This is a genomic window from Halomonas sp. BC04, from assembly GCF_000568385.1.
This window is the reverse complement of record NZ_AZQX01000286.1, coordinates 15,694-38,839: the sequence shown is the minus strand read 5'-3', so window position 1 is coordinate 38,839 and position 23,146 is coordinate 15,694. Positions and strand designations below refer to the sequence as shown.

19 protein-coding genes and 6 pseudogenes are annotated in these 23,146 nt (G+C 64.2%); 14 read left to right on the top strand and 11 right to left on the bottom strand.

Annotated elements, in window-relative coordinates; translation table 11 throughout:
• From Q427_RS19705 to ccmA, 10 genes and pseudogenes are all read right to left on the bottom strand, one after another.
• The coding region (locus tag Q427_RS19705) for a chromosome segregation SMC family protein (RefSeq protein WP_043516816.1) at positions 1 to 1,420 on the bottom strand (1,420 nt) is incomplete at its 3' end.
• Positions 1,421 to 1,425: 5 nt separating this feature from the next.
• A pseudogene (gene ccmI / locus Q427_RS19700) lies at positions 1,426 to 2,651 on the bottom strand (c-type cytochrome biogenesis protein CcmI).
• Positions 2,648 to 3,121, bottom strand: a complete 474-nt coding sequence (locus Q427_RS19695) for a cytochrome c-type biogenesis protein (protein ID WP_043516815.1) — start codon at positions 3,119 to 3,121, stop codon at positions 2,648 to 2,650. The pseudogene ccmI and the gene Q427_RS19695 overlap by 4 nt, the downstream one beginning before the upstream one ends.
• Positions 3,112 to 3,639 carry a DsbE family thiol:disulfide interchange protein gene (locus tag Q427_RS19690; RefSeq protein WP_043516814.1) on the bottom strand — a complete coding sequence of 176 codons (528 nt, stop codon included), beginning with the start codon at positions 3,637 to 3,639 and terminating at the stop codon, positions 3,112 to 3,114. The genes Q427_RS19695 and Q427_RS19690 overlap by 10 nt, the downstream gene beginning before the upstream one ends.
• On the bottom strand, positions 3,636 to 5,642 hold the full coding sequence (locus tag Q427_RS19685; RefSeq protein WP_043516812.1) for a heme lyase CcmF/NrfE family subunit: 2,007 nt from the start codon (positions 5,640 to 5,642) through the stop codon (positions 3,636 to 3,638). Before Q427_RS19685 ends, Q427_RS19690 begins: the two co-directional genes overlap by 4 nt.
• A gap of 12 nt (positions 5,643 to 5,654) precedes the next feature.
• Positions 5,655 to 6,185 (bottom strand): cytochrome c maturation protein CcmE, encoded by a 531-nt coding sequence (gene ccmE, locus Q427_RS19680; RefSeq protein WP_043516811.1) that lies wholly within the window; start codon positions 6,183 to 6,185, stop codon positions 5,655 to 5,657.
• Positions 6,175 to 6,414: a heme exporter protein CcmD gene (gene ccmD, locus Q427_RS19675; RefSeq protein ID WP_043516810.1), complete on the bottom strand. Its 240-nt coding sequence runs from the start codon at positions 6,412 to 6,414 to the stop codon at positions 6,175 to 6,177. Before ccmD ends, ccmE begins: the two co-directional genes overlap by 11 nt.
• Positions 6,414 to 7,154, bottom strand: a complete 741-nt coding sequence (locus tag Q427_RS19670) for a heme ABC transporter permease (RefSeq protein ID WP_043516809.1) — start codon at positions 7,152 to 7,154, stop codon at positions 6,414 to 6,416. Before Q427_RS19670 ends, ccmD begins: the two co-directional genes overlap by 1 nt.
• A gap of 14 nt (positions 7,155 to 7,168) precedes the next feature.
• The gene (ccmB, locus tag Q427_RS19665) at positions 7,169 to 7,909 is read right to left on the bottom strand and encodes a heme exporter protein CcmB (protein ID WP_043516808.1); all 741 of its coding nucleotides are present in this window, start codon (positions 7,907 to 7,909) and stop codon (positions 7,169 to 7,171) included.
• Positions 7,896 to 8,539 (bottom strand): annotated as a pseudogene (gene ccmA / locus Q427_RS19660) (cytochrome c biogenesis heme-transporting ATPase CcmA). The gene ccmB and the pseudogene ccmA overlap by 14 nt, the downstream one beginning before the upstream one ends.
• Before the next feature lie 204 nt (positions 8,540 to 8,743).
• Between ccmA and Q427_RS19655 the strand changes: the two are divergent.
• A complete protein-coding gene (locus Q427_RS19655; RefSeq protein ID WP_043516807.1) occupies positions 8,744 to 9,214 on the top strand; it encodes a LexA family protein in 471 nt (156 codons plus the stop codon).
• Positions 9,214 to 9,819: an IMPACT family protein gene (locus Q427_RS19650; RefSeq protein WP_442905536.1), complete on the top strand. Its 606-nt coding sequence runs from the start codon at positions 9,214 to 9,216 to the stop codon at positions 9,817 to 9,819. The genes Q427_RS19655 and Q427_RS19650 overlap by 1 nt, the downstream gene beginning before the upstream one ends.
• Before the next feature lie 24 nt (positions 9,820 to 9,843).
• Here the strand turns inward: Q427_RS19650 and Q427_RS19645 are convergent, their stop codons facing one another.
• Positions 9,844 to 10,515: a GntR family transcriptional regulator gene (locus Q427_RS19645; protein WP_043516806.1), complete on the bottom strand. Its 672-nt coding sequence runs from the start codon at positions 10,513 to 10,515 to the stop codon at positions 9,844 to 9,846.
• A gap of 152 nt (positions 10,516 to 10,667) precedes the next feature.
• Between Q427_RS19645 and Q427_RS19640 the strand changes: the two genes are divergently transcribed.
• The 12 genes and pseudogenes from Q427_RS19640 to Q427_RS19585 all read left to right on the top strand — a co-directional run bounded on the left by Q427_RS19640 (position 10,668) and on the right by Q427_RS19585 (position 23,071).
• Positions 10,668 to 11,237: a chromate transporter gene (locus tag Q427_RS19640; RefSeq protein WP_043516805.1), complete on the top strand. Its 570-nt coding sequence runs from the start codon at positions 10,668 to 10,670 to the stop codon at positions 11,235 to 11,237.
• Between the two features lie 2 nt (positions 11,238 to 11,239).
• A pseudogene (locus tag Q427_RS19635) lies at positions 11,240 to 11,769 on the top strand (chromate transporter).
• 109 nt (positions 11,770 to 11,878) lie between these two features.
• Positions 11,879 to 12,859, top strand: coding sequence for a Bug family tripartite tricarboxylate transporter substrate binding protein (locus Q427_RS19630; protein WP_051496548.1), 981 nt, complete (start codon positions 11,879 to 11,881; stop codon positions 12,857 to 12,859).
• Positions 12,860 to 12,908: 49 nt separating this feature from the next.
• Entirely contained in the window at positions 12,909 to 13,379 is a 471-nt protein-coding gene (locus Q427_RS19625; RefSeq protein WP_043516804.1) for a tripartite tricarboxylate transporter TctB family protein, read from the top strand.
• A gap of 16 nt (positions 13,380 to 13,395) precedes the next feature.
• Entirely contained in the window at positions 13,396 to 14,913 is a 1,518-nt protein-coding gene (locus tag Q427_RS19620; RefSeq protein ID WP_043516803.1) for a tripartite tricarboxylate transporter permease, read from the top strand.
• Positions 14,914 to 14,925: 12 nt separating this feature from the next.
• Positions 14,926 to 16,532: pseudogene (locus Q427_RS19615) on the top strand (gamma-glutamyltransferase family protein).
• A gap of 62 nt (positions 16,533 to 16,594) precedes the next feature.
• Positions 16,595 to 17,584: a Bug family tripartite tricarboxylate transporter substrate binding protein gene (locus tag Q427_RS19610; protein ID WP_051496547.1), complete on the top strand. Its 990-nt coding sequence runs from the start codon at positions 16,595 to 16,597 to the stop codon at positions 17,582 to 17,584.
• Between the two features lie 25 nt (positions 17,585 to 17,609).
• Complete coding sequence (locus tag Q427_RS19605) at positions 17,610 to 18,107, top strand: tripartite tricarboxylate transporter TctB family protein (protein ID WP_043516802.1); 498 nt, start codon at positions 17,610 to 17,612, stop codon at positions 18,105 to 18,107.
• A 12-nt stretch (positions 18,108 to 18,119) separates the two neighbouring features.
• Positions 18,120 to 19,640, top strand: a pseudogene (locus tag Q427_RS37070) (tripartite tricarboxylate transporter permease).
• Between the two features lie 619 nt (positions 19,641 to 20,259).
• Positions 20,260 to 20,991 (top strand): TenA family transcriptional regulator, encoded by a 732-nt coding sequence (locus Q427_RS19595; RefSeq protein ID WP_043516801.1) that lies wholly within the window; start codon positions 20,260 to 20,262, stop codon positions 20,989 to 20,991.
• 95 nt (positions 20,992 to 21,086) lie between these two features.
• Positions 21,087 to 22,549: pseudogene (locus Q427_RS19590) on the top strand (aldehyde dehydrogenase family protein).
• 42 nt (positions 22,550 to 22,591) lie between these two features.
• A complete protein-coding gene (locus Q427_RS19585; RefSeq protein ID WP_043516799.1) occupies positions 22,592 to 23,071 on the top strand; it encodes a GlcG/HbpS family heme-binding protein in 480 nt (159 codons plus the stop codon).
• Positions 23,072 to 23,146: the final 75 nt, after the last annotated feature.

The window sequence follows — 23,146 nt, the reverse complement described above, 5'->3', positions numbered from 1 at the left end:
CTGCGGCACGGGCCGTGTCGCGCTGCTCTTGCAGCTGCTCGCGCCGCACCTCGACGCTCTCCTGTTCCAGCTGGAACTCGGCCAGCCGCTCCTGAAGCTCGCTCCGCCGGGCCTGCAGCTCGGCCAGGTCCGGCAGTTCCTGCTGCTGCTGGCGACGGCGCTGCTCGTCGGCGTCCAGCCGGGTGAGTCGCTCCTCCAGGTCGCGCAAGCGATCCTGGGCACGCTCCGCGGCAAGGCTGGCTTCACGCCAACCCTCGCTGAAGGCCTCGTGGGCGAGCTCGGCCTCTTCRGCAGCCGGCTCGGCGTCTTCCAGCATCGCCTCCAGCTCGGCCAGCTGTTCGGCCACCGCTTCCTGTTCGGGGCCCAGGCGTTCGAGCCGCTCGTCGAGCCCCGCCAGCCGCGCCTGGTCGTCTTCGCCCAGCCGATCCAGCTCGGCGAGTTCGCGATGGGCACTCTCCAGGTCGCGCCCCAACTGGGCTTCCCGGCTGCGGGCGTGCTCCAGGTTCTGCTCCAGCCGGGCGATGGCGCCGGTGGTCTCGAAGAACCGCGCCTGGCACGCCTCCAGCTCTTCGGCCAGGCGGTCGTGACCGGCACGGGCCTCCTCGAGCCGGGTCTCGCACTGGCGCATGCCGAGGATCTCGCGCTCCACCGCGGTTTCCAGTTCGCGGACTCGGCTCTCTTCCTCGCCCTGCCGGGCGCGCAGTGCGCGGCCACGCAGCAGCGCCAGCTCGCCCTTGAGCCGGTACTCTTCCTGCTTGAGGGTCTGGTAGCGTCGGGCGGCCTCGGCCTGGCGCCGGAGGCGCTCGAGCTGCTTGTCGAGCTCCTCGCGAATGTCATCCAGGCGCTCGAGATTCTCGCGGGTGCGCCGCATGCGGTTCTCGGTCTCGCGGCGACGCTCCTTGTACTTGGAGATGCCGGCGGCCTCTTCCAACGTGGCGCGCAGCTCCTCGGGGCGCGCCTCGATCAGCCGCGAGATCATGCCCTGGCCGATGATGGCATAGGAACGGGGACCCAGGCCGGTGCCCAGGAAGAGATCGGCGATGTCGCGGCGACGGCACTTCTGGCCGTTGAAGAAGTAGGCGGACTGGCCGTCGCGGGAGACCTGGCGCTTGACCGCGATTTCGGCGTACTGGGCGTAGAGGCCGCCCATGCTGCCGTCGCTGTTGTCGAAGCGCAGCTCGATGGCGGCCTGCCCCACCGGCTTGCGCGCGGTGGAGCCGTTGAAGATGACGTCGGTCATCGATTCACCGCGCAGGGTCTTGGCCGAGGATTCGCCCATGACCCAGCGCACGGCGTCGATGATGTTCGACTTGCCGCAGCCGTTGGGGCCGACGATCGCGGTCATGTTGCCATCGAAGGGCACCGTGACCGGATCGACGAAGGACTTGAACCCGCTCAGGCGGATCGAGGTCAGCCGCATTCCGGCTACTCGACGAGGCGGTCGATGACGACCTCCACGGGTTCACCGTCGACGCTGCCCACGGCGACGCCATCGAGGTCGCCGAACATGTCGCCCGGTGCCGGCGTGGCATCGCCGCTGGAGGTGACGCGAACCAGCAGCCTGACCTCGCTCACCTGGGAGAGGCTCGCTTCGTCGGACATGGCATGGCGGTCGTCGAGCACCAGGCTCGTGGGCAGGTCGCCCAGCGTCACACGGGCCACGGCCAGCGGGGGTAGCTCGCCTGCCATGTCGCGGGCAATGATGAAGACACGGGTATCGTCATCGAGCATGCCCTGCAGGCTCTCATCCAGCGAACGCCGACATGGATACCCGGCCCCTGGGCGATCGGCTCCTGCTCTTCCGGGGCAACGCCGAGGCGCTGCTGGGCGATACGAATGCCTTCCCGCAGGGCTTCCGAGGAGCTGGAGTCGGACATGCCTGCGATGGCGCGACGCCAGCGGTCGATGGCCAGCTCGTAATCACCGCCGTCGAAGGCCTGGACGCCCAGCATGCCAAGGATGGTGGGCTCGCGGGGGTCACGCTCCAGGGTCTCGTCGACCAGCGCCTGGACCTCGTCGGTGACGCTGCGGTTGGCCATGAAGAACTTCAGCTGGGCCTTCTGCGCCAGCAGCGAGGCCTGCCGCCCCTCGAGTTCGATCAGATTCTCCAACGCATTCAGCGCCGCGGCACCCTGGCCTGAATCACGGTAGATGGGATAGAGCGACGCCCAGACATTGGGGTTGTTGGGCTGACGCTCCGCCTGCTGTTCCAGTCGCTCCACCAGCGTCGGCAGGGAGTCGCTCTCCTGGAAGGCCTCGTAGATCGCCAGATCACCTTCGGCGCCGTGCTGCAGGTACCAGGCCACCGATCCGATCACCACCGCCACCGCCACCAGCGGGACGACAAAGCGACCGGAGGCGGGCGAGCGCAAGGGAGGTCGCTTCAGGTCCTCGGTATCCTCGAGCAGGCTGCGATCGAGCTCCAGGCGGTCCTCATCGAAACGGGCCTGGTCGATATCGCCCCGCTCCAGCGCCGCTTCCAGCGATGCCAGGCGCCGGCGATAGATCGCCACGTTCTGCTCCGCGGACTTGTCGTTTTCCTCGAAGCTGACCTGGGCATCGTGCACCAGGCGCGCCCGGCGCAGGGGGGCCACCAGCAGCCACAGCGCAGGCAGCAGGAGAAGAGCAAAGGCAAGCCACAACAGACTCATGGGGTTCTCCCGCGGTTGATCAGGGCGTCGAGTCGCGCACGCTCTTCGTCGCTCAGGGCACGGGCCGAGGCATTTCGCCGGGCGCGCACCACCAGCACCACCAGAATGCCGCCCAGCACCACCAGACCGGCCGGCAGCCCCCACAGCAGGTAGGTGCGGCCTTCCAGGCGCGGGTTGTAGAGCACATAGTTGCCGAAACGCTCGACCATGTGGTCGCGGATTTCCATGTCTGCCCTGTCGGCCATCAACATTTCGTAGACCCGGTCACGCATGTCCCGGGAGACCGGCGCATCGGAGTCGTTGATGGCCTGGTTCTCACAGGTCGGACAGCGCAGCGAGGCCGTCAGGCTGCGGTAGCGCTGCTCCATGACCGGGTCGTCGAATTCCCGCACCTCAATGGCACCGGCATGGACCAGGCCGGCCATGAGCAAAAACAGGAAACCAGTGAAGGTCAGTCGGATCACTGCCATTTTCCCACCTCCGGCAGGATTTGTTTACGGATGTCTTCCGGCGAGATATAGCCGGTGTGGTGATAGCGGATGATGCCGTCGCGATCCACCAGGAAGGTCTCCGGCGCCCCGTAGACACCGAGCTCGAAGCTCAGGTCGCCCTCCGGGTCGAAGATATTGACCTCGAAGGGGTCACCGAAGTCCTGCAGGAAACCCATGCCCTTCTCGCGGGTGTCCTTGTAGCTGATCCCCACCAGACGAATGCCGCGGTCGGCCAGGTCGAGCAACTGTGGCATCTCGCGCTTGCACTCCGGGCACCACTCCCCCCAGACGTTGACCAGGGTGACCTGGCCAAGGAACAGCGACTCATCCACCCGCTGCTCCGGGTCCTTCAGGGTTTCCTTGTTGAAGGCCGGGAAGTCCCGGGCCATCAGCGCGGAATCGCGATGGAAGGGGTTCAATGACAGCCCCTGGTAGAGAAACACCGACAGCACCAGGAAGACCATCAGCGGCAGCAGCAGGATCAGGCGCCGCGTCATGCCGTGGCCTCCTTGGCGGGCGCGGGGCCCGGTGCCGCTTCCGGATCCTCAGACGTGGCCAGTCGCCGGTAGCGGCGGTCGGCCACGGCGAGGATGCCGCCACCGGCCATCAGCAGGCCACCCAGCCAGAGCCAGCGCACGAAGGGCTTGTACTGCACCCGCATCGCCCAGGTGTTGTCGCCAAGATCCTCGCCCATGGCTACGTAGAGGTCACGGAACAGGCCGGGACGCAGGGCGACCTGGGTCATGGGCATGCCGCGGGCGATGTAGAGGCGCTTCTCCGGGTTCATGGTGAAGCTGCGACGACTGCCGTCACGCTGAACCTCGATCACCGCCCGATCGGCCAGGAAGTTGGCGCCACGACGGCTGGTGAGCTCGGTCATGGTGAAGGTGTAGCCCGCGACCTGAGCACTGTCCCCCACGCCCATGCGCACGTTGCGCTCGATGTTGTAGTTGGAGACCACCGCCACGCCGATGATGGTCACTGCGACGCCGAGGTGGCCCAGCTGCATGCCCCAGTAGGCCAGCGACAGCTTCTTGAGCCCGGCGATGCGAGTCGGTGCATGGCGGGTCTTCTCGAAGATGTCTCGGAACATCGGCAGCACGATCCACATGGCGGTCACCAGGCCGATGGCGACCCAGAGGTTCCATTCCGGGCCGATAATGAACGGCATGGTGATGCCGATCACCAGCGCTGCGACACCGGCCAGCCAGAGCCGCTTGACCAGCGAACGGACCTCGGTCTGCTTCCAGCGTGCGATGGGACCCAGCCCCATGAAGATGCACATGATCACCGTGAGCGGTACGAACAGGGCATTGAAATAGGGAGGGCCCACGCTGATCTTGCCCAGGTTGAGGGCGTCGAGCAGCAGCGGATAGACGGTACCCATCAGCACGGTGATGGTGATGATCACCAGCATGATGTTGTTGATCAGCAGCAGGGCGTCGCGGGAGAGCCAGTTGAAACTGGTCTTGTGGCTGACCCGAGGCGCGCGCAGGGCGAAGATCAGCAGCGACACCCCCACGGTGATACCCAGCAATACCAGAATGAAGAAGCCGCGGGACGGATCGTTGGCGAAGGCGTGCACCGACGTCAGCACCCCGGAGCGCACCAGGAAGGTACCCAGCAACGACAGCGAGAAGGTGGTGATCGCCAGCAGCAGCGTCCAGCTCTTGAAGGAGCCTCGCTTCTCGGTGACCGCCAGGGAGTGCATCAGGGCGGTGCCCGTCAGCCAGGGCAGCAGCGAGGCATTCTCGACGGGGTCCCAGAACCACCAGCCGCCCCAGCCAAGCTCGTAGTAGGCCCACCAGCTGCCCAGGGCGATACCGATCGTCAGGAAAGCCCAGGCCAGATTGGTCCAGGGACGCGCCCAACGGGCCCAGGCGGCATCGAGCCGACCGCCCAACAGTGCGGCGATGGCGAAGGCAAACACCACCGAGAACCCGACGTAGCCCATGTAGAGCATCGGTGGGTGCAGGATCAGGCCGATGTCCTGCAGCAGCGGATTGAGGTCGGCACCGTCCTGCGGCACATGGGGCAGCAGCCGCTCGAAGGGATTGGAGGTGATCAGGATGAACAGCAGGAAGCCGACGCAGACCGCCCCGAGCACACCGATGACCCGGGCCACCATGTCGCGAGGCAGCTCACGGGAGTAGCGGGCGGCAAAGAAACCCCAGCCGGCCAGCATCAGGCTCCACAGCAGCACCGAACCTTCATGGTTGCCCCATACGGCGCTGAACTTGTAGTACCAGGGCAGCATGGAGTTGGAGTTGTTGGCCACGTTGGCCACGCTGAAATCGTCCAGCATGTAGCTCGCCGTCAGCGCGGCATAGGCAATCGCCACGAACAGGAACTGTCCGCTTGCCATGGGGCGAGCGTAGGCCATCAGCAGCGGCCGGCGTAGCGTGGCGCCGGCCAAGGGCATCACCGTCTGGGCCATCGCCAGCAGCAGGGCGATGACCAGGGCGAAATGGCCGACTTCGGGAATCATCTGGATCGACATGGTTACTCCGGATCAGTACTGGTACTGGCTCTGACTCTGGCTGTCGCCGTCATCGGACTCCCGCTCCTCGACACGCTTTGCCACCTTGGCGGCCTTGGTCTGGAAGTCGGCGGGAGAGTAGCCAGCCGCCTCGAGCGCATCGGCCACCTCCGGCGGCATGTAGTTCTCGTCGTGGCGAGCCAACACCTGGTCGGCACGGAACATGCCGTCCTGCTTCAACTGGCCGACTACGACCACACCCTGGCCCTCGCGAAACAGGTCGGGAAGGATACCACTGTAGGAGACTCGCAGGTCCTCTACATAGTCGGTGACCGTGAACTCCACGTCCAGGCTATCCGGATTGCGCTCGACGCTACCCTCCCGGACCATGCCGCCGGCACGGATCTGGCGTTCAAAGGGCGCATCCCCCGCCGCGATCTCGATCGGGCTGAAGAAGAGGTTGATATTGGCTCGCAGTGCATAGAGCGTCAGCCCTATGGCAATCGCCGAGAGCGACACGAGCCCCAGTACCACGAACAGTTTCTGCTTACGCTTAGGCCTCATTGGTGCCTCCACCCCTGCTGGTTTGAATCGGTTGCGCCTGGGCGGAACGGCCCGCCAGGCGACTTTCACGACGAACGCGACGCTGCAGCTGACGCAGCAGCTGGCGGCGCTCGGCGCGAGCATGTATCACGGTTCCCAGGAGCAGAACGGCGGTGACGCCCCAGGCTGCCCAGACATAGGGGGCATGGCCGCCCATGGCAAAGAGTTCCGAAAAACTGTCGAAGAACATTACTGCGCCTCCCCGGCCAGTTCGCGGACCCAGCGCTTGTTGGCTTCCCGGCGCAGTATCTCGCTGCGGGTGCGTGTCAGCGTCAGGGCGATGAAGAAGCTGTAGAAGCCCAGCACCATGATCAGCAGCGGCAGCCACATGTCCATGGGCATGGCGGCACGCCCGGTGATGGTGAAGGTGGCCGGCTGGTGCAAGGTGTACCACCAGTCAACCGAGTACTTGATGATCGGAATGTTGATGACTCCCACCATGGCCAGCACGGATGCCGCCCGCGATGCGCTGTCGCGACTGGTGAAGGCGCCGCGCAGGGCGATAATGCCCAGGTAGAGGAAAAGCAGGATGAGCATCGAGGTCAGGCGCGCATCCCACATCCACCAAGTTCCCCAGGTGGGCATACCCCAGACGGCGCCGGAAAACAGCGCGATGAAGGTCATGGCGGCACCCAGCGGCGCCATCATCGCGGCTGCCATGTCGCAGATCTTGATCTTCCAGACCATGAAGGCGAGCGCCGAGATGGCCATGGACACGAAGATCGACTGGGCCAGGAAGGCGGCCGGCACATGGACGTAGATGATGCGAAAGCTGTTGCCCTGCTGGTAGTCCGCCGGGGCGAAGGCCAGCCCCCAGACGCTACCGACCAGGATGAGAATCAGCGCCGCCGCCCAGAACCAGGGCTGGAGCCTGGCGCTGATGTCGTAGAACCACTTGGGGGAACGCAACTTGTTAATAAAGGCCCACATGCCTAGTTAACCTCTCAACCGTTGATACTGATGCGCAGCGATGCCGCGATTGCCAGGGGCGCAAGAATCAGCGCAAGCGCCAACAGCGCGCCGAGAATCGCCAGATGCGCCATGACACCGTCGCCGAAGATGGCGGCCTGTACGGCTCCGGCACCGAATATCAGCACCGGGATATAAAGGGGAAGTACCAGCAGCGACAGCAGCACGCCACCGCGGGACAATCCCACCGTCAGCGCCGCTCCAATGGCACCAATCAGGCTGAGGCTGGCACTGCCCAGTGCCAGTGATAACGCCAACACGCCATAGCTTCCCGCGGGCAGTGCCAGCATGATGCCCAACACCGGCGCCATCAGCGCCAGGGGCAGGCCGGTCAGCAGCCAGTGCACGGCCACCTTGGCCAGGGCCAGCAAGGCAAGGGGCTGCGGTGTCAGCAGTAGTTGCTCGAGCGAGCCATCGTCGTAATCGGCCCGGAACAGGCTGTCCAGCGACAGCAGTGCCGCGAGCAGCGCCGCCACCCAAAGCAGCCCCGGAGCAATGGCCGCCAGCAGCTGTGGGTCGGGGGAAATGCCGATCGGAAACAGGGTGATCACGATGGCGAAGAACACCAGCGGATTCATCACCTCGCTGCGTCGCCGCAGCAGGAGCACCAGGTCGCGCTTGAGCGTTGCCCAGAATGCGACAGCCAACCCGCCGCCAGGTTCCCCGTGAAAGACCACCGGGACCTCCTTGTTCAACAACCCTTCAGTTCCCGGCATCGAGGCCTCCCCCGCCAAGGCGGATTCGCCGGAGCTCGGCACAGGGCGTCAGCTCATGGTGCGTGGTCACCAGCACGCAACCGCCCCTGCGCGCATGGGCGACCAGCCGCTGTTCCAGTGCCGCAACGCCGTCGCGGTCGATGGCGGTGAAGGGCTCGTCCAGCACCCACAGCGGGCGCGGTGTCAGCACCAGGCGGGCCAGGGCCACCCGGCGCTGCTGACCGGCGGAAAGCTGGCCAGCCGGCAGGTCCTCGAAACCGGCCAGGCCGACATCCTCCAGCGCCGCATAGCGGGCCGCCTCATCCTGCGGCTGCCCCGCCATGGCCTGGTACCAGGTCAGGTTCTCCAGCGGCGTCAGCGCCGCCTTGACCCCCGGGGCATGCCCAGGTAGAGCAGGTTCGACAGGAAGGAGTCCCGCGACTGCCGCATGGGACGATCGTCCCAGAACAAGTCGCCTTCGTAGTCGGCAAGCTGCCCGGACAGGATTTTCAACAGCGTCGTCTTGCCGCTGCCGTTGGGCCCCTCCACCCGCACGATCTCGCCAGCGCGGATGTCCAGGTCCAGGCCCCGGAACAGCCAACGATCATCACGCTCACATGCGAGACTTTGCGCTTGCAGACGCAGGCTCAACGGCACTCTCCAGGAATGGTAAATTCGTTGGAAATGCTACACGGAAAGGCCTTTTGCTACTAGTAATCCGCCTGCGTCACGGCGCCACTCTTGCCGCAGGTCAAGGCTTGCTCCGGGCAGGGGAACTTGCCTGCGAGGCATCGCCTGCTATGATGCTTGATACCTGTACATTTCCACAGGGTCGATCAGAGGGGGAAACGCCACATGCCACAGGCTTCCACGCACTATCTGCACCGACGTCCCAACCTGCCCATGGCCGAGGCCTGGATCCGCATCGAAGGCGAGGACCTCGTCGAGATACCACTGCTGGGCGACGTCTCGGCCGGCCTGCCCATCGAGGCCTGCCCCACCATCGGCGCCATTCACGCGCCCTCCTGCATGGTGCGCCGCAACACCTATGCCCTGCGCGTGCGCGGCGACTCCATGATCGACTGCAACATCTTCGACGGCGATGTGATCATCATCGAGCGCCAGGAGAGCGCCGAGAATGGCGAAACCGCCGTGGTGCTGATCAACCAGCAGGAGGTCACCCTGAAGAAGCTCTATATCGAGAAGAACGGGGTCCGCCTGCAGCCGGCCAACGAGAGCATGCCTCCCATCTACCTGAAGAACAGCGACATCCAGGTGCTGGGCATGGTCATGGGCGTGGTGCGCCAGCACGAGATCACTCACTGATGCGCTATCCGGTCCCCGACCTGCCCGCGGGTACTCACCGGGAAGTCGAGACCGAGGTCGAGAAGAGTCGCTTCATCACCTGGATCTGCCATGCACCCCGGATGGAGAGCTTCACCGCCCTGCTTGCCGAAGCCCGCCGGGCACACCCCAGCGCCAGCCATCACTGCAGCGCCTTTATCGCCGGCCCGCCGGGGGAGCAGAATGCCATCGGCTTTTCCGACGACGGCGAACCCGGGGGCACTGCGGGCCGGCCGATGTTTCAGGTCCTCGAAGGCGCCGGCCTCGGCCAGGTCGGTTGCGTGGTCATACGCTACTTCGGCGGCACCAAGCTCGGCACCGGTGGCCTGGCCCGCGCCTATGCACAGGCGGTGAGCCAGGCCCTGGTCGAGCTGCCCCTGCACCAGCTCACCGAACGCAGCCCGCTACGATTCAAGGTCGCTTCGCCGGCGAAGCCGAGGCCCGCAGCTGGCTCGAAAGCCTGGGTGTTCCCGTTACCGCCGCCGACTACGCCGCCGACGGCGTCATACTCACCGTCGGCTGGCCTCGGGATGTCCCCATCGATCTCGGGCCGCTCCAAGCCCGGCTGCGCGGCAATCTCTCCCTGATCGACACCTAGCCCGGCCCGACACCTAGTCAGCCCCCGACATCGCACCTTTCAGAGCCACTTCATACGAGCGCTGGACATGGTCGTCCATCAGCTCTCGTGCGCCCTTGATGTCGCGCTCCAGGGCCAGCGTGACCAGCTCACCGTGCTGGGCATCGAGTACCCGTCGCACCTCGGGCGCTTCCGGTGCCATGCGACGATAACGGTCGAACTGGTCGTGGAGCTGCTCGATGAAGCGCAGCAACCAGACCGAGCCGCACGGGGCTACCAGGGTACGGTGGAAGCGGTTATGCAATCGCTCCCATTCGTCGACCGCTTCCGGCATCATGTCGGCCCGCTTGAGCCGGTGCGCTGCCGCCAGCAGCTCCGACTCCCACTCCGCGTCACCGAAGCGGATAGCCCGCTCCAGGGCCATGCCCTCCAGCTCGCGACGCATCTCGGCAATGTCATCGAGCTCCCGGCGATCCAGCCGAGGCACCCGGAAGCCACGCTGGCTCTCCTGCTCCAGCAGGCCATAGGCGGCGAGCCGGTTAAGCGCTTCGCGTAGCGGGCTAAGCCCCACGCCGTAGTACTCCTTGAGCGCGCTGATGGCCACTTTCTCGCCCGCCGCGAAGCGGCCGTTGACGAGGTCCTGACGCAAGGTGTCGTAGATGCGTCCGGAGGTCGTCGTGCGCCCCTTGTCCCTGGATATTCCCATGCCCCCTCCTTCACATTGCCACAGAACCGAAGGTTGACCTTCTTTCCTGGATTAATCTACCCTGGACAAATAATCGATTTTATAACGGTAAAGTGACGAATGAACAATAAATCAACAGTTCGCTTCATAACCGACAGTTCCAGGGCCTTGCCATGACGCCCACCTCCACCAAGGCCCCGCTGGGCGCCCTGCTCTGGGCCTTTACCCGTATCGGCCTGCTCGGCTTCGGTGGCGGCCCTGCGATGATCCCCCTCGTACAGCAGGAAGTGGTCAAGCGCCATGGTTGGCTGAACGACGAGGAATTTGCCGACGTACTGGCCATCGGCAACACCTTGCCGGGGCCCATTGCGACCAAGATGCCTGGCTACATCGGCTATCGGGTTGCCGGGGTGGCCGGCTGTTTCATCGCCGTGACCGCCGTCATCCTGCCCATGGTCGTGGCGATGATCGCACTGCTGGCCCTCTTCAGCAGCTATCGCCACGTGGCCTGGATACACGGCATGGGCCAGGCCGTCGTCCCCGTGGTCATGGTGATGATGGGTCAGTTGACCATGGACTTCTGGAACAAGTCGCGCCTGGCCCTGGGCTGGGCGATGAGCCTGGCCATGGCGGTGGCCGCCGGCGCACTGATCTACCTGCTCGGCGTGCACCCCGGCTGGGTGATCGGCGCCATCCTGGCGGCGGCGTTGCTGCGCCCGACACCCAAGCGGGGTAACGCCTGATGCTGGTCTACTGGGAGCTGTTCCTGGCTTTCTTCATCCCCAACATCATCGGCTACGGCGGTGGGCCGGCGATCATTCCGCTGATCGAAGCGGAGGTGGTGGGCCGCTATGGCTGGATGAACGCCCAGCAGTTTGCCGAAACCCTGGCGCTGGGCAATGCCCTGCCGAGCCCCATCGCCACCAAGATGGCCGGCTACGTGGGCTATGACGTGGCGGGTATCGGCGGCGCGCTGGTCGCGATATTCGCCACGGTGGTGCCGTCGTTGCTGCTGATGCTGGGTGCCCTGGGGCTGCTCTATCGTCACCGCGACTCCCCCCGCGTCAAGCGCATGAGCCAGTGGGTACGGCCGGTGATCGCCATGATGATGGCCTGGCTGACCTGGAGCTTCTTCAGCGAGGGCCTCGATAGCGCCGGCTCCTGCATACCCTGATCATCGGCGCGGCAGCGGCCATCGCCCTGCTGCGCTTTCGAACCCACCCGGCCTTCGTGGTCCTGGCTGCACTCGTCTACGGAGGCCTCTTCCTCAGTTGACACACTCGACAACAACATCCCGATACGGGAGCACGCGCTCACCCCGCTGCCGCCTCGCCTGGCGCGAGCGGCAGCTACCACACCACCAACAATATAAAGGTGTTCCATCATGACGCGTACGAAACTGACTCTTACCACCACCATCGCGGCCATCGGCCTGGCCTCGAGCCTGGCTTTTGCCAGCACCGCCCAGGCAGACTATCCCGAGCAGGATATTCGCCTGATCATCCCCTACGGCCCAGGGGGCGCCACCGACATCATCTTCCGGTTGATCTCCCAGGAAGCCGAGCAGTATCTGGGCGAGTCGGTGGTACCGGTCAACATGGCCGGTGCCGGTGCCACGCTCGGCTCGCGCAACGTCAAGGACGCCGATCCGGACGGCTACACGCTGCTTGGCAGCCACGACACCATCGCACTGTCCAAACTGGCCGGTACCGTGGACTACTCCTACGACGCTTTCGAGCCAATTGCGCTGCTGACCCAGACCATCAACATTCCCACCGCGCATGCCAACCACCAGGTGCAGAGCGCCGGCGAGATCGCCGACTATGTGCGCGAGAACCCGGGGCAGGTGCGTTTCAGCATGATCCCGAGCTCCACCGACCACTTCTTCTGGGCACAGTTCTTCCAGGAGGCCGGCATCGACATGGCCGATGTGCGCCTGGTGGGCTATCCGGATACCGGCGAGCAGGTCTCGGCGCTGCTGGCCGAAGAGATCGACTTCGCCATGTTCAACCTGCCGTCCGGTGGTTCGTTCTTCGAGGAAGGCACCTTCCGCCCGCTGGGCATTGCCCACCCCGAACGCCTCGATGGCATGCCTGACGTCGCCACCCTGCGCGAACAGGGTATCGAGATGGATCATTCCACCAGTCGCGGCATCTTCGCCCCCAAGGGCACGCCGCAGGAGGCCCTCGACACCATCGCCGAGGCCTATGGCCAGGCGCTGGAGAACGAGACGGTACGCAGCCGCATCGAGAACGAGTTCGGCTCGGTGGTGCGCTTCCTGGCCGGTGACGACTACCTCGAGTTCCTCGACGACAACGAAGCGGCGCTGTCCGCGGCTGCCGAGAACATCGACTTCCAGAACTGAGTGAGCTACCCGCCCCGGCACGCCGGGGCGGGGATCGGGAGACGTTGCGATGTTGACATTGACCAAGGACCGCGCCCTGGCGCTGGTGCTGCTATTGATCGTTGCGGTGATGTGGGTCGAGTCGGGCAATATCCGCCCAGCCACCTCCTGGCAGCCCTACGGCTCGGCGCTGTTTCCGCGCATCCTGCTGGTGGTCACCGGCCTGCTGTCGCTGCTGGTTCTGTTTCGCTCGCTACTGGCCGGTGCACCGGAAAGAACGCTGCCCCGGCGCAGCTTCGGCGAGTGGCTGGCCCACAATCGTAAAGTGTTCTCACTGTTCGCGCTGTTCGGCCTCTATGCCGCGCTGCTGCCGATGGTCGGCTACATCATTGCCACCCTGGCCTTCCTGGTGACCTCGCTGGGACTGCTGCTGGGGATCGATTCCCGCCGCAAGTGGATCATCAATCTCGCCGTCAGCTTCACCCTGGTGCCGCTGGTGTTCGTGATCTTCCGCTACGGCCTCAATGTCTGGCTGCCCTGACGCCCGGGAGTGACACATGGCGGATTTCTTTCTACAGGCCCTCGGCCTGGTCAGCAGCCCCGCGGTACTGGCGCTGATCGTCATCGGCGTGCTGTTCGGCATCATCGGCGGCAGCATACCGGGCTTCACCGTGACCATGGCCATCCTGGTGGTCTTCCCCTTCACCTTTGCCATGGACCCGGTCAGCGGCGTATCGCTGATGGTGGGTGTGTTCGTCGGCGGCTATTCCGGGGGTATCGTCTCCGGCGTGATGCTGGGCATCCCCGGCACGCCGTCGTCCATCACCACCGTCTACGACGGCTACCCCATGGCCCAGAACGGCGAACCCGGCCGCGCCCTGGGTATCGGCGTGGCGGCCTCGTTTATCGGCACCCTGATCAGCGTGGCGGTACTGGTGTTCTTCGGCCCCTTGATTGCCAGCTTCAGCATGAACTTCCGGCCCTGGGAGATCACCGCGCTGATCGTCTTCGCCCTGACCCTGGTGGCGGGCCTCTCCAGCGGCGCCCTGCTCAAGGGCCTGCTGGCCGCCGTTCTGGGGCTGTTGATCACCACCGTGGGCTATGACCGCAACAGCAACCTGCGCTTCGATTTCGGCGTCCCCGCCCTGGGCTCCGGCTTCGAGATCCTGCCGGTGATGATCGGTATCTTTGCCTTCTCGCAGCTGATGGGGAACCTCGAGAAGTTGCGTGACGACCAGGGCAAGATCAAGGGCGTCGACACCAGCGTCACCATTCCCTACCGCCGCATCCTCAAGGACATGGCCGGCCAGAAGCTCAACACCTTGCGCTCGTCGCTGATCGGTAGCCTGGTCGGGGCACTGCCCGGTACCGGCGGCACCGTGGCCAACTTCATCAGCTACGACCAGGCCAAGAAGTTTTCCAAGCATCCGGAAACCTTCGGCAAGGGCACCCCCAGCGGTATCGTCGCCTCGGAGGCCTCCAACAGTGCGGTGGCCGGCGGCGCCTTCGTGCCGACCCTGGCGCTGGGCATCCCCGGCGACCTGCCCATGGCGATCATGATGGGCGTGCTGATCCTGCACGGCATCACCCCGGGCCCCCTGATGTTCGAGCAGAACCCGGTACTGGTCGGTGCCATCTACGCCAGCCTGCTGATCGGGGCCGTGGTGATGGTGCTCTGCCAGCTGCTGCTGGTGCGCTGGTTCGCCAAGATCTCGCTGATCCCCCAGGAGGTCCTGGTGCCGGTGGTGCTGATGCTCTGCGCCATCGGCTCCTACGCGCTGAACAACAACCTGTTCGATATCTGGGTGTTGTTCGTGTTCGGGGTGATCGGCTATCTGCTGTGGAAAGCCGGGGTGCCGCTCACACCTTTGATCCTTGGGGTGGTGCTGGGCAACAACCTGGAGCGTCAGCTGTTCCGCGCCCTGGAGCTCGACGACAGCTGGATGACCTTCCTGACTCGGCCGCTGTCGGCACTATTTCTGGCGCTGGCCCTGGCCTCGGTGATCTTCTCGCTTTATCAGGACCGCAAGATTCAACAGAACCAGCTCAGGGCCAAGAACCTGCCCGAGCAGTAAAGGAGCCTCCTTATGCAGCATGACGCGCGTTTCTATCCGAGCCCTTCGCGGCGCATGGCCACTTTCGGCAGTCGCGGGATGGTCGCCACCTCACAGCCTCTGGGGGCCCAGGTCGGCATGCAGATCCTCCAGCAGGGGGGCAATGCGGTGGATGCCGCCATCGCCGCCGCCGCGGCGCTGACCGTCGTGGAACCCACGTCCAACGGCATCGGCAGCGACGCCTTCGCCATCGTCTGGATGGAGGGAAAGCTCCACGGCCTCAACGCCAGTGGGCCGGCCCCCCAGGCGGCCACCATCGAGGCCATGAAGGCCCTCGGCCATGAGCGGGTTCCGGAATACGGCATGCTGCCGGTCACCGTTCCCGGGGCACCGGCGGCCTGGGCGGCCCTCTCCGAGCGCTTCGGCAAGCTGCCTTTCGCCGACCTGCTGGCCCCGGCCATCGCCCTGGCGGAAGAGGGCTATCCGGTTTCGCCGATCGTCAACCAGATGTGGGAGGAAGCCCATGACATCTATAGCCGTCATGACGACCCCGCCCTGAAGCCCTGGTTCGAGACCTTCGCCCCGAACGGCCGCGCCCCGCGCCCCGGCGAGCGATGGACCTCCCCGGGCCACGCCGGCACCCTACGGGCAATTGCCGAGACCAAGGGTCGTGCGTTCTATGAAGGAGACCTGGCCGACAAGATCGACGCTTTCTTCCGCGAGCACGGCGGCCTGCTGCGCAAGGAGGACCTGGCAGCCTACAAGCCGGAGTGGGTCGAGCCGATCGGCACCCGCTACCGCGGTCACGATATCTGGGAGATTCCGCCCAACGGCAGTGGCTGATCGCCCTGCAAGCCCTGGGCATGCTCGAGCGCATGGGTGAGGAAGGCCGGGATCCGGTGGAGACCCTGCATCGCCGCATCGAAGCTACCAAGCTGGGCTATGTCGACGGCCTTCGCTACGTTACCGAGCGCGACGCCATGGGCCCGAGCGTGGACCAGCTGTTGGCCGACGACTATCTCGCTGAACGCGCCGGCCTGATCGGCGAGCAGGCGCTGGACCCTAAGCACGGCAATCCGATCAAGGGCGGCACCGTCTACCTTGCCACCGCCGATGGCGACGGCAACATGGTTTCGTTCATCCAGAGCAACTACAAGGGCTTCGGCTCGGGCGTCGTGGTGCCCGGCACCGGCATCAGCCTGCAGAACCGCGGCTGGGGCTTTTCCCTGGACCCGGCACATCCCAACGCCCTGGCGCCCGGCAAGCGTACCTACCACACCATCATTCCCGGCTTCATCACCAGGAATGGCCAGGCGGTGGGGCCGTTCGGCGTGATGGGGGGCTACATGCAGCCTCAGGGCCACGTCCAGGTAATCACCGCCATGCTCGATGATCACCTCAATCCCCAGGCGGCGCTGGATATGCCGCGCTGGAAATGGACCAAGGGCAGGACCGTCGAGGTCGAGCCGCACTTTCCCGACCACCTGGCCCAGGCGTTGGCACGGCGCGGCCACGACATCGTCAAGATGGCCGACACCCTGAGCTTCGGCCGCGGCCAGATCATCCTGCGCGACGCTGAGAGCGGCGTGCTGTGCGGCGGCACCGAACCGCGCACCGACAGTGCCGTGCTCGCCTGGTGAAACCTGCAGTACCTGACCCGGCTGCTGCCGGGTCCTTGTTAGACCAAAACCGGAGAAGCCAAATGCTGACACCCAACAAATCCAACGTCACTTCACGCAAACCCCTCCGCTGGGCCGCCACGGCCCTAGCCGGTGTCTCCCTGGCAGTCGGTAGTATGGCAGCCACTGTCCAGGCGGATGACTACCCCAACAGGGCGGTGGAATTCATCGTGCCCTGGGGGCCGGGCGGTGGTAGCGATCTATTGATGCGCATCGTCGGACAGCACCTCGAAGAGGCCCTGGGCGAGGCTGTCCCCATCATCAACATGCCGGGTGCAAGCGGCACGATTGGCCTGAGAGAAGTCACTCGCCGCGACAATGACGGGTACACCATCACCCAGATCCACGAAGGCCTGCTGATCGCTCACCATTCCGGCGTCACCGACCTGAACTGGGATGACTTCGACGTGATCTCCATGATGACCAGCATCAACTCCGTCATTGCCGTCAATGCCGATACCGGCTGGGAAACCCTCGACGACCTGCTCGAAGACGCCACAGCTAACCCGGGCGAATACCGCATGGGGGTGACCATGGGTGGCATTCCCCACCTGTGGGCCGTCCAGTTCGAGGAGGCAACCGGTACCGACTTCGGTTACGTCGGCTACGAAGGAACGGGGGAGCGACTGCGTGCCCTGGCCGGCGGCCACATCACCGTCGCCATCGAGGACTACTCGTCCACCAGCTCCTTCGTGGAAAACGGCGACATGAACATCCTTGCAGTGGCCACTAACGAGCGCATTGATGAGCTGCCGGACACTCCGACACTTCAGGAACTGGGCTACGACCTGGAGTTCCTCGTGACGCGCGGCCTTGTGGCACCCAAGGGCACGCCGGAAGAGATTCTCGACACACTCGAAAGCGCTTTGGCCGAGATTGCCGAAAGCGAGTCCTTCCAAACCCAGGTCGCCAATGTCGGCGGGACCGTTCGCTACATGGGCCGAGCCGACTATGCCGACTACATGCACAACATGAACCAGGATATTGAGGCTAACGCCCACCTCCTCGACTGAGGCAGGGTGTTGCCAGGAGGCCCGCATGGAACGAAGAACCACAGAGGAAGCCTTGCTGCCCACACTGCAGCTTCTCTCCTATGCCGTCATTGCCTCTATCGCACTGTTCATGTCCCTCAAGGCCGGCGCGCTGCCGGCCTCTCGCTGGGAACCCATGAGCGCAGGGGCCTTTCCACGCATCATTTTCCTATCCATTGCCGTACTCTGCAGCATCGCCTTCATCACGGAGGTCTTCAAATACGGCCTGCCCAGAACCACCTGGTCATCCTGTCTGGCAAGAACGCTCAGGCTGAAGATGGTCATCGCCAACCTGGTACTGTTCATCGCCTACATGGCTGCTCTGCCATGGCTCGGCTTCATGACCAGCACCTTCCTGTACCTGTCGACTGCCCAGATTCTGATGGCGCCGAAACGTCTGACTACCATCGTTGTGGCCCTCATTGTCGCTGCGGTCTTCTCAGCCGGCCCCTACTACCTCTTTTCCGAGGTGTTCAGTATCTATCTACCCAGAGCAAGATGGTAATCAGGTGAAATCATGACAGACGCTTTTCTGTTGGCACTGGGTGGTATCATGACCCCCTACACCCTGGGCCTTATGGCAATCGCCACCCTTGCCGGCATCGTGTCAGCTGCAATCCCCGGCTTCACGATCACCATGGCCATTGTACTCACCCTTCCGTTGACCTTTGCCATGCCGCCTATGCAGGGGGTCGCGGTCATGCTCTCGGTTTACGTGGGCGGGCTAAGCGGTGGGCTGTTCAGTGCCGCATTGCTCGGCATCCCGGGGACTCCTTCCGCAGTTGCGACTACTTTCGATGCCTTTCCCATGGCGCGCAAGGGCCATCCTGGCAGGGCGCTTTCCCTCGGCCTGTTCGCCTCCTTCGTGGGGTCTCTCATCTCCATCGTCATACTCATCATGGCGGCCCCGCCGCTGGCGCTGATGGCGGTCAAGCTTGGTCCCTGGGAGTATTTCGCCTTGATCGTATTCGCTCTGACGATCATCGCCAGCCTGGTTGGAGACTCTCTCATACGGGGCTGATCGCCGGACTGATTGGCATCGGCCTGGCAACTGTCGGCCCCGACCCAATCATGGGGCGCGAGCGTTTCACCTTTGGCTACGAAGTGCTGGCGGCCGGCATTCCTTTTCTGGTCGTATTGATTGGCATGTATGCCATGAGCCAACTGCTCTCCGAGCTGGAGCCTGCCCAAGGTGGGAAACCGCAGCCCAGCTCCCTCATCAGCGGCGACATGCGCCCCCATCTGCTCGACACGGTGAAGCAGGTGATTCTCAAACCCGTCAATGTGGTGCGCTCATCGTTGATCGGCGTCTTCATCGGCGCGGTGCCCGGGGCAGGCAGTTCGATTTCCAATCTACTGGCCTACGATCAGGCCAAGCGTGCATCCAAACACCCGGAGACGTTCGGTAACGGTGAGCCTGAGGGTGTCGTGGCGTCGGAGTCTGGCAACTCCTCCACGGTTGGTGGCAGCCTGATTCCCCTTATTGCCCTGGGGATTCCCGGCTCCCCAGCCGACGCCGTCTTGATGGCTGCGATCATGGTGCATGGCATCAGTGTCGGTCCGCGACTCATTCTCGACAACCCGGACCTGGTCTATGGCATGTTCATCTCCATGGCAGTGGCATCCGTGTTCATGCTGTTCATCGGACTGATCCTGATGCGCGCCTTCCTGAGACTGCTCAATGTCCCCAAGTACATTGTGTACCAGTGTACTGGCCTGTTGCGCCATCGGAACCTTTACCCTCAACAATCGTATCTCCGATCTCTACCTGCTTGCCTGCGTCGGCTTGGCGGGTTACGTCCTCAGGAAGCTCGACTATCCGCTCGCCCCACTGGTTCTCGGGGTCGTGCTAGGCCCGATCGCTGAAACCAATCTCAGGCGTGCCTTTCAGACCAGCGATGAGTGGACACTGTTCTTTACCCGTCCGATATCCGCCATCCTGCTGACCCTGGCTGTCGTCTCCATTGTTTACAGCATCCTCAGCTACTTTAGGCGGCGCAAAGATACTTCTTCTCGAATCAACGCCTCGCTCGAATAGGAAACGCCATGAACGTCGATCCCCACTTCTGCCCGCCAACGTCGCAACGCATGCCGACCTGAGGCCATTGCCGCATGCTCACCACTTCCCAGCCGCTTGCCGCCCAGTCTGCGGTGGCAACGCAGTGGATGCGACGATTGACACTGCAGTGACGTTGGCCCTGGCCACACTGTCGACCGTGCTGGCCCGATAGCCCCCCAAGGAGGCCGCCACGGTATACCATACTTGGTGATGGCAAGCCGTGGCTGCCTCCCTCCTTCACGCCTGCCCGACTCTCCTTACCGCCTTCCCCGGCGGCGTCTTGCTCCCTCCGCAAGCCCTCTTCCGATCGCTTTCGCCCCGCTTACTTACTGCGATGAAGGGCTTTTTCCAGGTTTACGCGCGGTCATGCCGCTATCCGGGCGCTGCCAAAATTTGATCCAGGTCAGAAAACCCCTTGACAGTATCGGAGGGATGAAATTAGTCTTGCCACATGGCTTTTGGTATACCATGAGCCAAACCGGAAGGCAGAGGCCCACAACATCAACTGTCACTGCACTTCCCTGACTCCCGTAGGCATACCAATAAAACGGGCCATTGGCTGAAGTAGCCAATACCCAGGCAACCAGGAGAGATCCCCATGGCCGAACTGATGAATCGTGACGAATTCCGCACCGCCCTCGAAGACGCCATCAAGGGCAAGAGCGCCAACAAGGCACCGTTCAGCGTGGCATGGGCCAGCGGCAAGCTGAGCCGCGCCCACCTCGCCAAGTGGGCCGAGAACCACTATCACTACGTTGGCCCGTTCGCCGACTACCTGGCCTACATCTATGCCAACACGCCGGAGAACTACACCGAGGCCAAGGACTTCCTGCTGCAGAACATGTATGAGGAAGAGCTCGGCGGTGACCGGCATACCGACCTGCTGATCCGATTCGCCGAGGCGTGCGGCACCACTCGCGAGCGGGTCGAGAACCCCGACAACATGTCGCCCACCACCCGTGGCCTGCAGAGCTGGTGCTATGCCGTTGCCATGCGCGAGCACCCGGTGGTTGCCGTGGCCGGCCTGGTGGTTGGCCTGGAGTCCCAGGTGCCCTCCATCTATCGCAAGCAGACCCCGACCCTGCGCGACAAGTATGGCTTCACCGATGAAGAGGTGGAGTTCTTCGACCTGCACATCGTCTCCGACGAGATCCACGGTGAGCGCGGCTATCAGATCGTGCTCGAGCACGCCGACACCGTCGAGCTGCAGCAGCGCTGCCTGAAGATCTGCGAGATCGGCGCCCAGATGCGCCTGCTCTACACCACGGCGCTCTACTACGACTACGTGGCCAGCGACCTGCCCCTCTCCGAGCTCGACCTGGCGGCCTGATACCAGCCGTTCCAGTTCGTATCTCCGCATGATGCCTGCCGGCCCAGGCCGGCAGGCATCGGTCCCAGGACAGAGAGCTCCAATGATCACACGAGGTGAGCTTCTTGGATAACGTCACACAGTTTCTCAATTACATCGACGGCAAATGGCTGGCTTGCGGCTCGGGATCGACCTTCGAGAACCGCAACCCGGCGGACCAGGACGACCTGCTCGGCCAGTTCCAGGCCTCTTCCGCGGAAGATGCACAGCAGGCCATCGCAGCAGCCGAGAAGGCGTTCCCCGCATGGCGGGACACGCCCCTTTCAAAGCGCGCGAAGATCCTCAACCAGGCGGCGGATTATCTGGTCCAGAATATCGAGCAGTTCGCCCAGGAGCTGACCCGCGAAGAGGGCAAGCTGCTCGCCAACAGCCGCGACGAGATCGCCCGCTCGGCCCAGACCCTGCGCTTCTACGCCGTCGAGGGCCAGACCATCACCGGCGAGACCTTCCCCCAGGACGACGCCAAGATGATGGTCTACACCCAGCGCGAGCCGCTGGGCGTGGCAACCATCATCACGCCGTGGAACTTCCCGATCTCGATTCCGGCAAGAAAGATCGCACCGGCCCTGATCACCGGCAACACCGTGGTCTTCAAACCCTCGTCGGATGCTCCCCTGATCGCCTATCGCCTGGCGGAAGCGCTGCATCATGCCGGCGTCCCCGAGGGTGTCTTCAACTTCATCACCGGCAGCGCATCGGCCATCGGTGAAGACATCACCGCGGCGCCTGCGGTACGTGCCATCTCCTTCACCGGCTCCACCGCCGCCGGCGAGAAGATCCATCGCAGCGCCCCGATGGCGACTCGCACCCAGATGGAGCTCGGCGGCAAGAACCCGCTGATCGTGCTCGACGATGCCGATATCGACACGGCCGTCGACCTGACCATCAAGGGCGGTTTCTCGCTCACGGGCCAGGCCTGCACCGGCACCAGCCGTGTGCTTATCGCCCCCTCGGTCAAGGCCGCCTATCTTGAGCGCCTGGTGGAGCGAGTCAAGGAACTGCAGATCGGCAACGGTCTGGACAAGGGCACCCAGATCGGCCCGCTCGCCACCCGTCAGCAGCTCGATACCGTGCTCGGCTATATCGATACCGGCAAGCGCGAGGCCACCCATGTCCACGGCGGCGAGCGCTTGAGCGGCGGTGCCTACGACAAGGGCTTCTACGTATCGCCGGCGATCTTCAGCGATGTGACCCAACAGATGCGCATCGCCCAGGAGGAGATCTTCGGGCCCGTGGTCGCCGTCATCGATATCGACGGCTACGAGGATGCCATCGCCAAGGCCAACGATACCCCCTACGGGCTGGCGGCCGCCTGGTGACGCGGAACATCGACTATATCCAGCGCTTTCCGCACGACATCCAGGCCGGCACCGTCAAGGTCAACCGCACCACCACGGGCAACCTGGTCAATGCGCCCTTCGGCGGCCTGAAGCAGTCGAGCACCTCCACGTTCCGCGAGTCGGGACGCGCCGGACTGGACTTCTTCACCCAGACCAAGACCGTCTACATCGGCCGCTGAGCGCGGCTCCTACAACGACAACCTGACGACAAGGTGAGCCCCATGAAGCAGGTATTTCGTCTCGAACTCGAAGAAGCCAAGTTGATGGTCGAAGCGGCCAAGCGGAAGTCGGAGGAGATCAACGTCCTCGAGACCATCTGCATCGTCGACGACGGCGGCTACCCGCTGGCGCTGGAGCGCATGAACGGCGCTCGCATCACCGGCCCGCAGATCGCCTGGAACAAGGCCTTCACCGCCGCCGGTCACAAGCGCTCCACGCACCTGTTCAATACCGCCCCCAATGGCCCCGCCCTGCCCGGTAACGAGGCATTCGGCATCCAGTGGAGCTTCGAAGGCAAGTTCGCCGTCTTCGTCGGCGGCTTCCCCATCGTCGTCGATGGCGAAGTGGTCGGCGGCGTGGGCCTCAGCGGCGGCAACGGCGAGCAGGACACCAAGGCCGGCCTCGCTGCCCTGAAGGCCCTGCAGGAGCACCTGAGCGGTGCCGGTCACGAGGTGATCGTCGAAGCCGACATCAAGAAGTAACCCCGACTCTGCCGCAGGGTCTCGCGACCCTGCGGGCAGATGACAACGACTAGCCAAGTGCGGACACCCCACAAC

Bases quoted from the DNA above. Each gene is read 5' to 3' on its own strand.
- Q427_RS19690 (WP_043516814.1), bottom strand. From the start codon at position 3,639: ATGACGCGGCGCCTGATCCTGCTGCTGCCGCTGATGGTCTTCCTGGTG.
- Q427_RS19695 (WP_043516815.1), bottom strand. From the start codon at position 3,121: ATGGCAGTGATCCGACTGACCTTCACTGGTTTCCTGTTTTTGCTCATG.
- ccmB (WP_043516808.1), bottom strand. From the start codon at position 7,909: ATGCCGGGAACTGAAGGGTTGTTGAACAAGGAGGTCCCGGTGGTCTTT.
- Q427_RS19650 (WP_442905536.1), top strand. From the start codon at position 9,214: ATGCGCTATCCGGTCCCCGACCTGCCCGCGGGTACTCACCGGGAAGTC.
- Q427_RS19610 (WP_051496547.1), top strand. From the start codon at position 16,595: ATGCTGACACCCAACAAATCCAACGTCACTTCACGCAAACCCCTCCGC.
- Q427_RS19685 (WP_043516812.1), bottom strand. From the start codon at position 5,642: ATGTCGATCCAGATGATTCCCGAAGTCGGCCATTTCGCCCTGGTCATC.
- ccmE (WP_043516811.1), bottom strand. From the start codon at position 6,185: ATGAGGCCTAAGCGTAAGCAGAAACTGTTCGTGGTACTGGGGCTCGTG.
- Q427_RS19620 (WP_043516803.1), top strand. From the start codon at position 13,396: ATGGCGGATTTCTTTCTACAGGCCCTCGGCCTGGTCAGCAGCCCCGCG.
- Q427_RS19655 (WP_043516807.1), top strand. From the start codon at position 8,744: ATGCCACAGGCTTCCACGCACTATCTGCACCGACGTCCCAACCTGCCC.
- Q427_RS19625 (WP_043516804.1), top strand. From the start codon at position 12,909: ATGTTGACATTGACCAAGGACCGCGCCCTGGCGCTGGTGCTGCTATTG.
- ccmD (WP_043516810.1), bottom strand. From the start codon at position 6,414: ATGTTCTTCGACAGTTTTTCGGAACTCTTTGCCATGGGCGGCCATGCC.
- Q427_RS19670 (WP_043516809.1), bottom strand. From the start codon at position 7,154: ATGTGGGCCTTTATTAACAAGTTGCGTTCCCCCAAGTGGTTCTACGAC.
- Q427_RS19630 (WP_051496548.1), top strand. From the start codon at position 11,879: ATGACGCGTACGAAACTGACTCTTACCACCACCATCGCGGCCATCGGC.
- Q427_RS19640 (WP_043516805.1), top strand. From the start codon at position 10,668: ATGACGCCCACCTCCACCAAGGCCCCGCTGGGCGCCCTGCTCTGGGCC.
- Q427_RS19645 (WP_043516806.1), bottom strand. From the start codon at position 10,515: ATGGGAATATCCAGGGACAAGGGGCGCACGACGACCTCCGGACGCATC.
- Q427_RS19605 (WP_043516802.1), top strand. From the start codon at position 17,610: ATGGAACGAAGAACCACAGAGGAAGCCTTGCTGCCCACACTGCAGCTT.
- Q427_RS19595 (WP_043516801.1), top strand. From the start codon at position 20,260: ATGGCCGAACTGATGAATCGTGACGAATTCCGCACCGCCCTCGAAGAC.
- Q427_RS19585 (WP_043516799.1), top strand. From the start codon at position 22,592: ATGAAGCAGGTATTTCGTCTCGAACTCGAAGAAGCCAAGTTGATGGTC.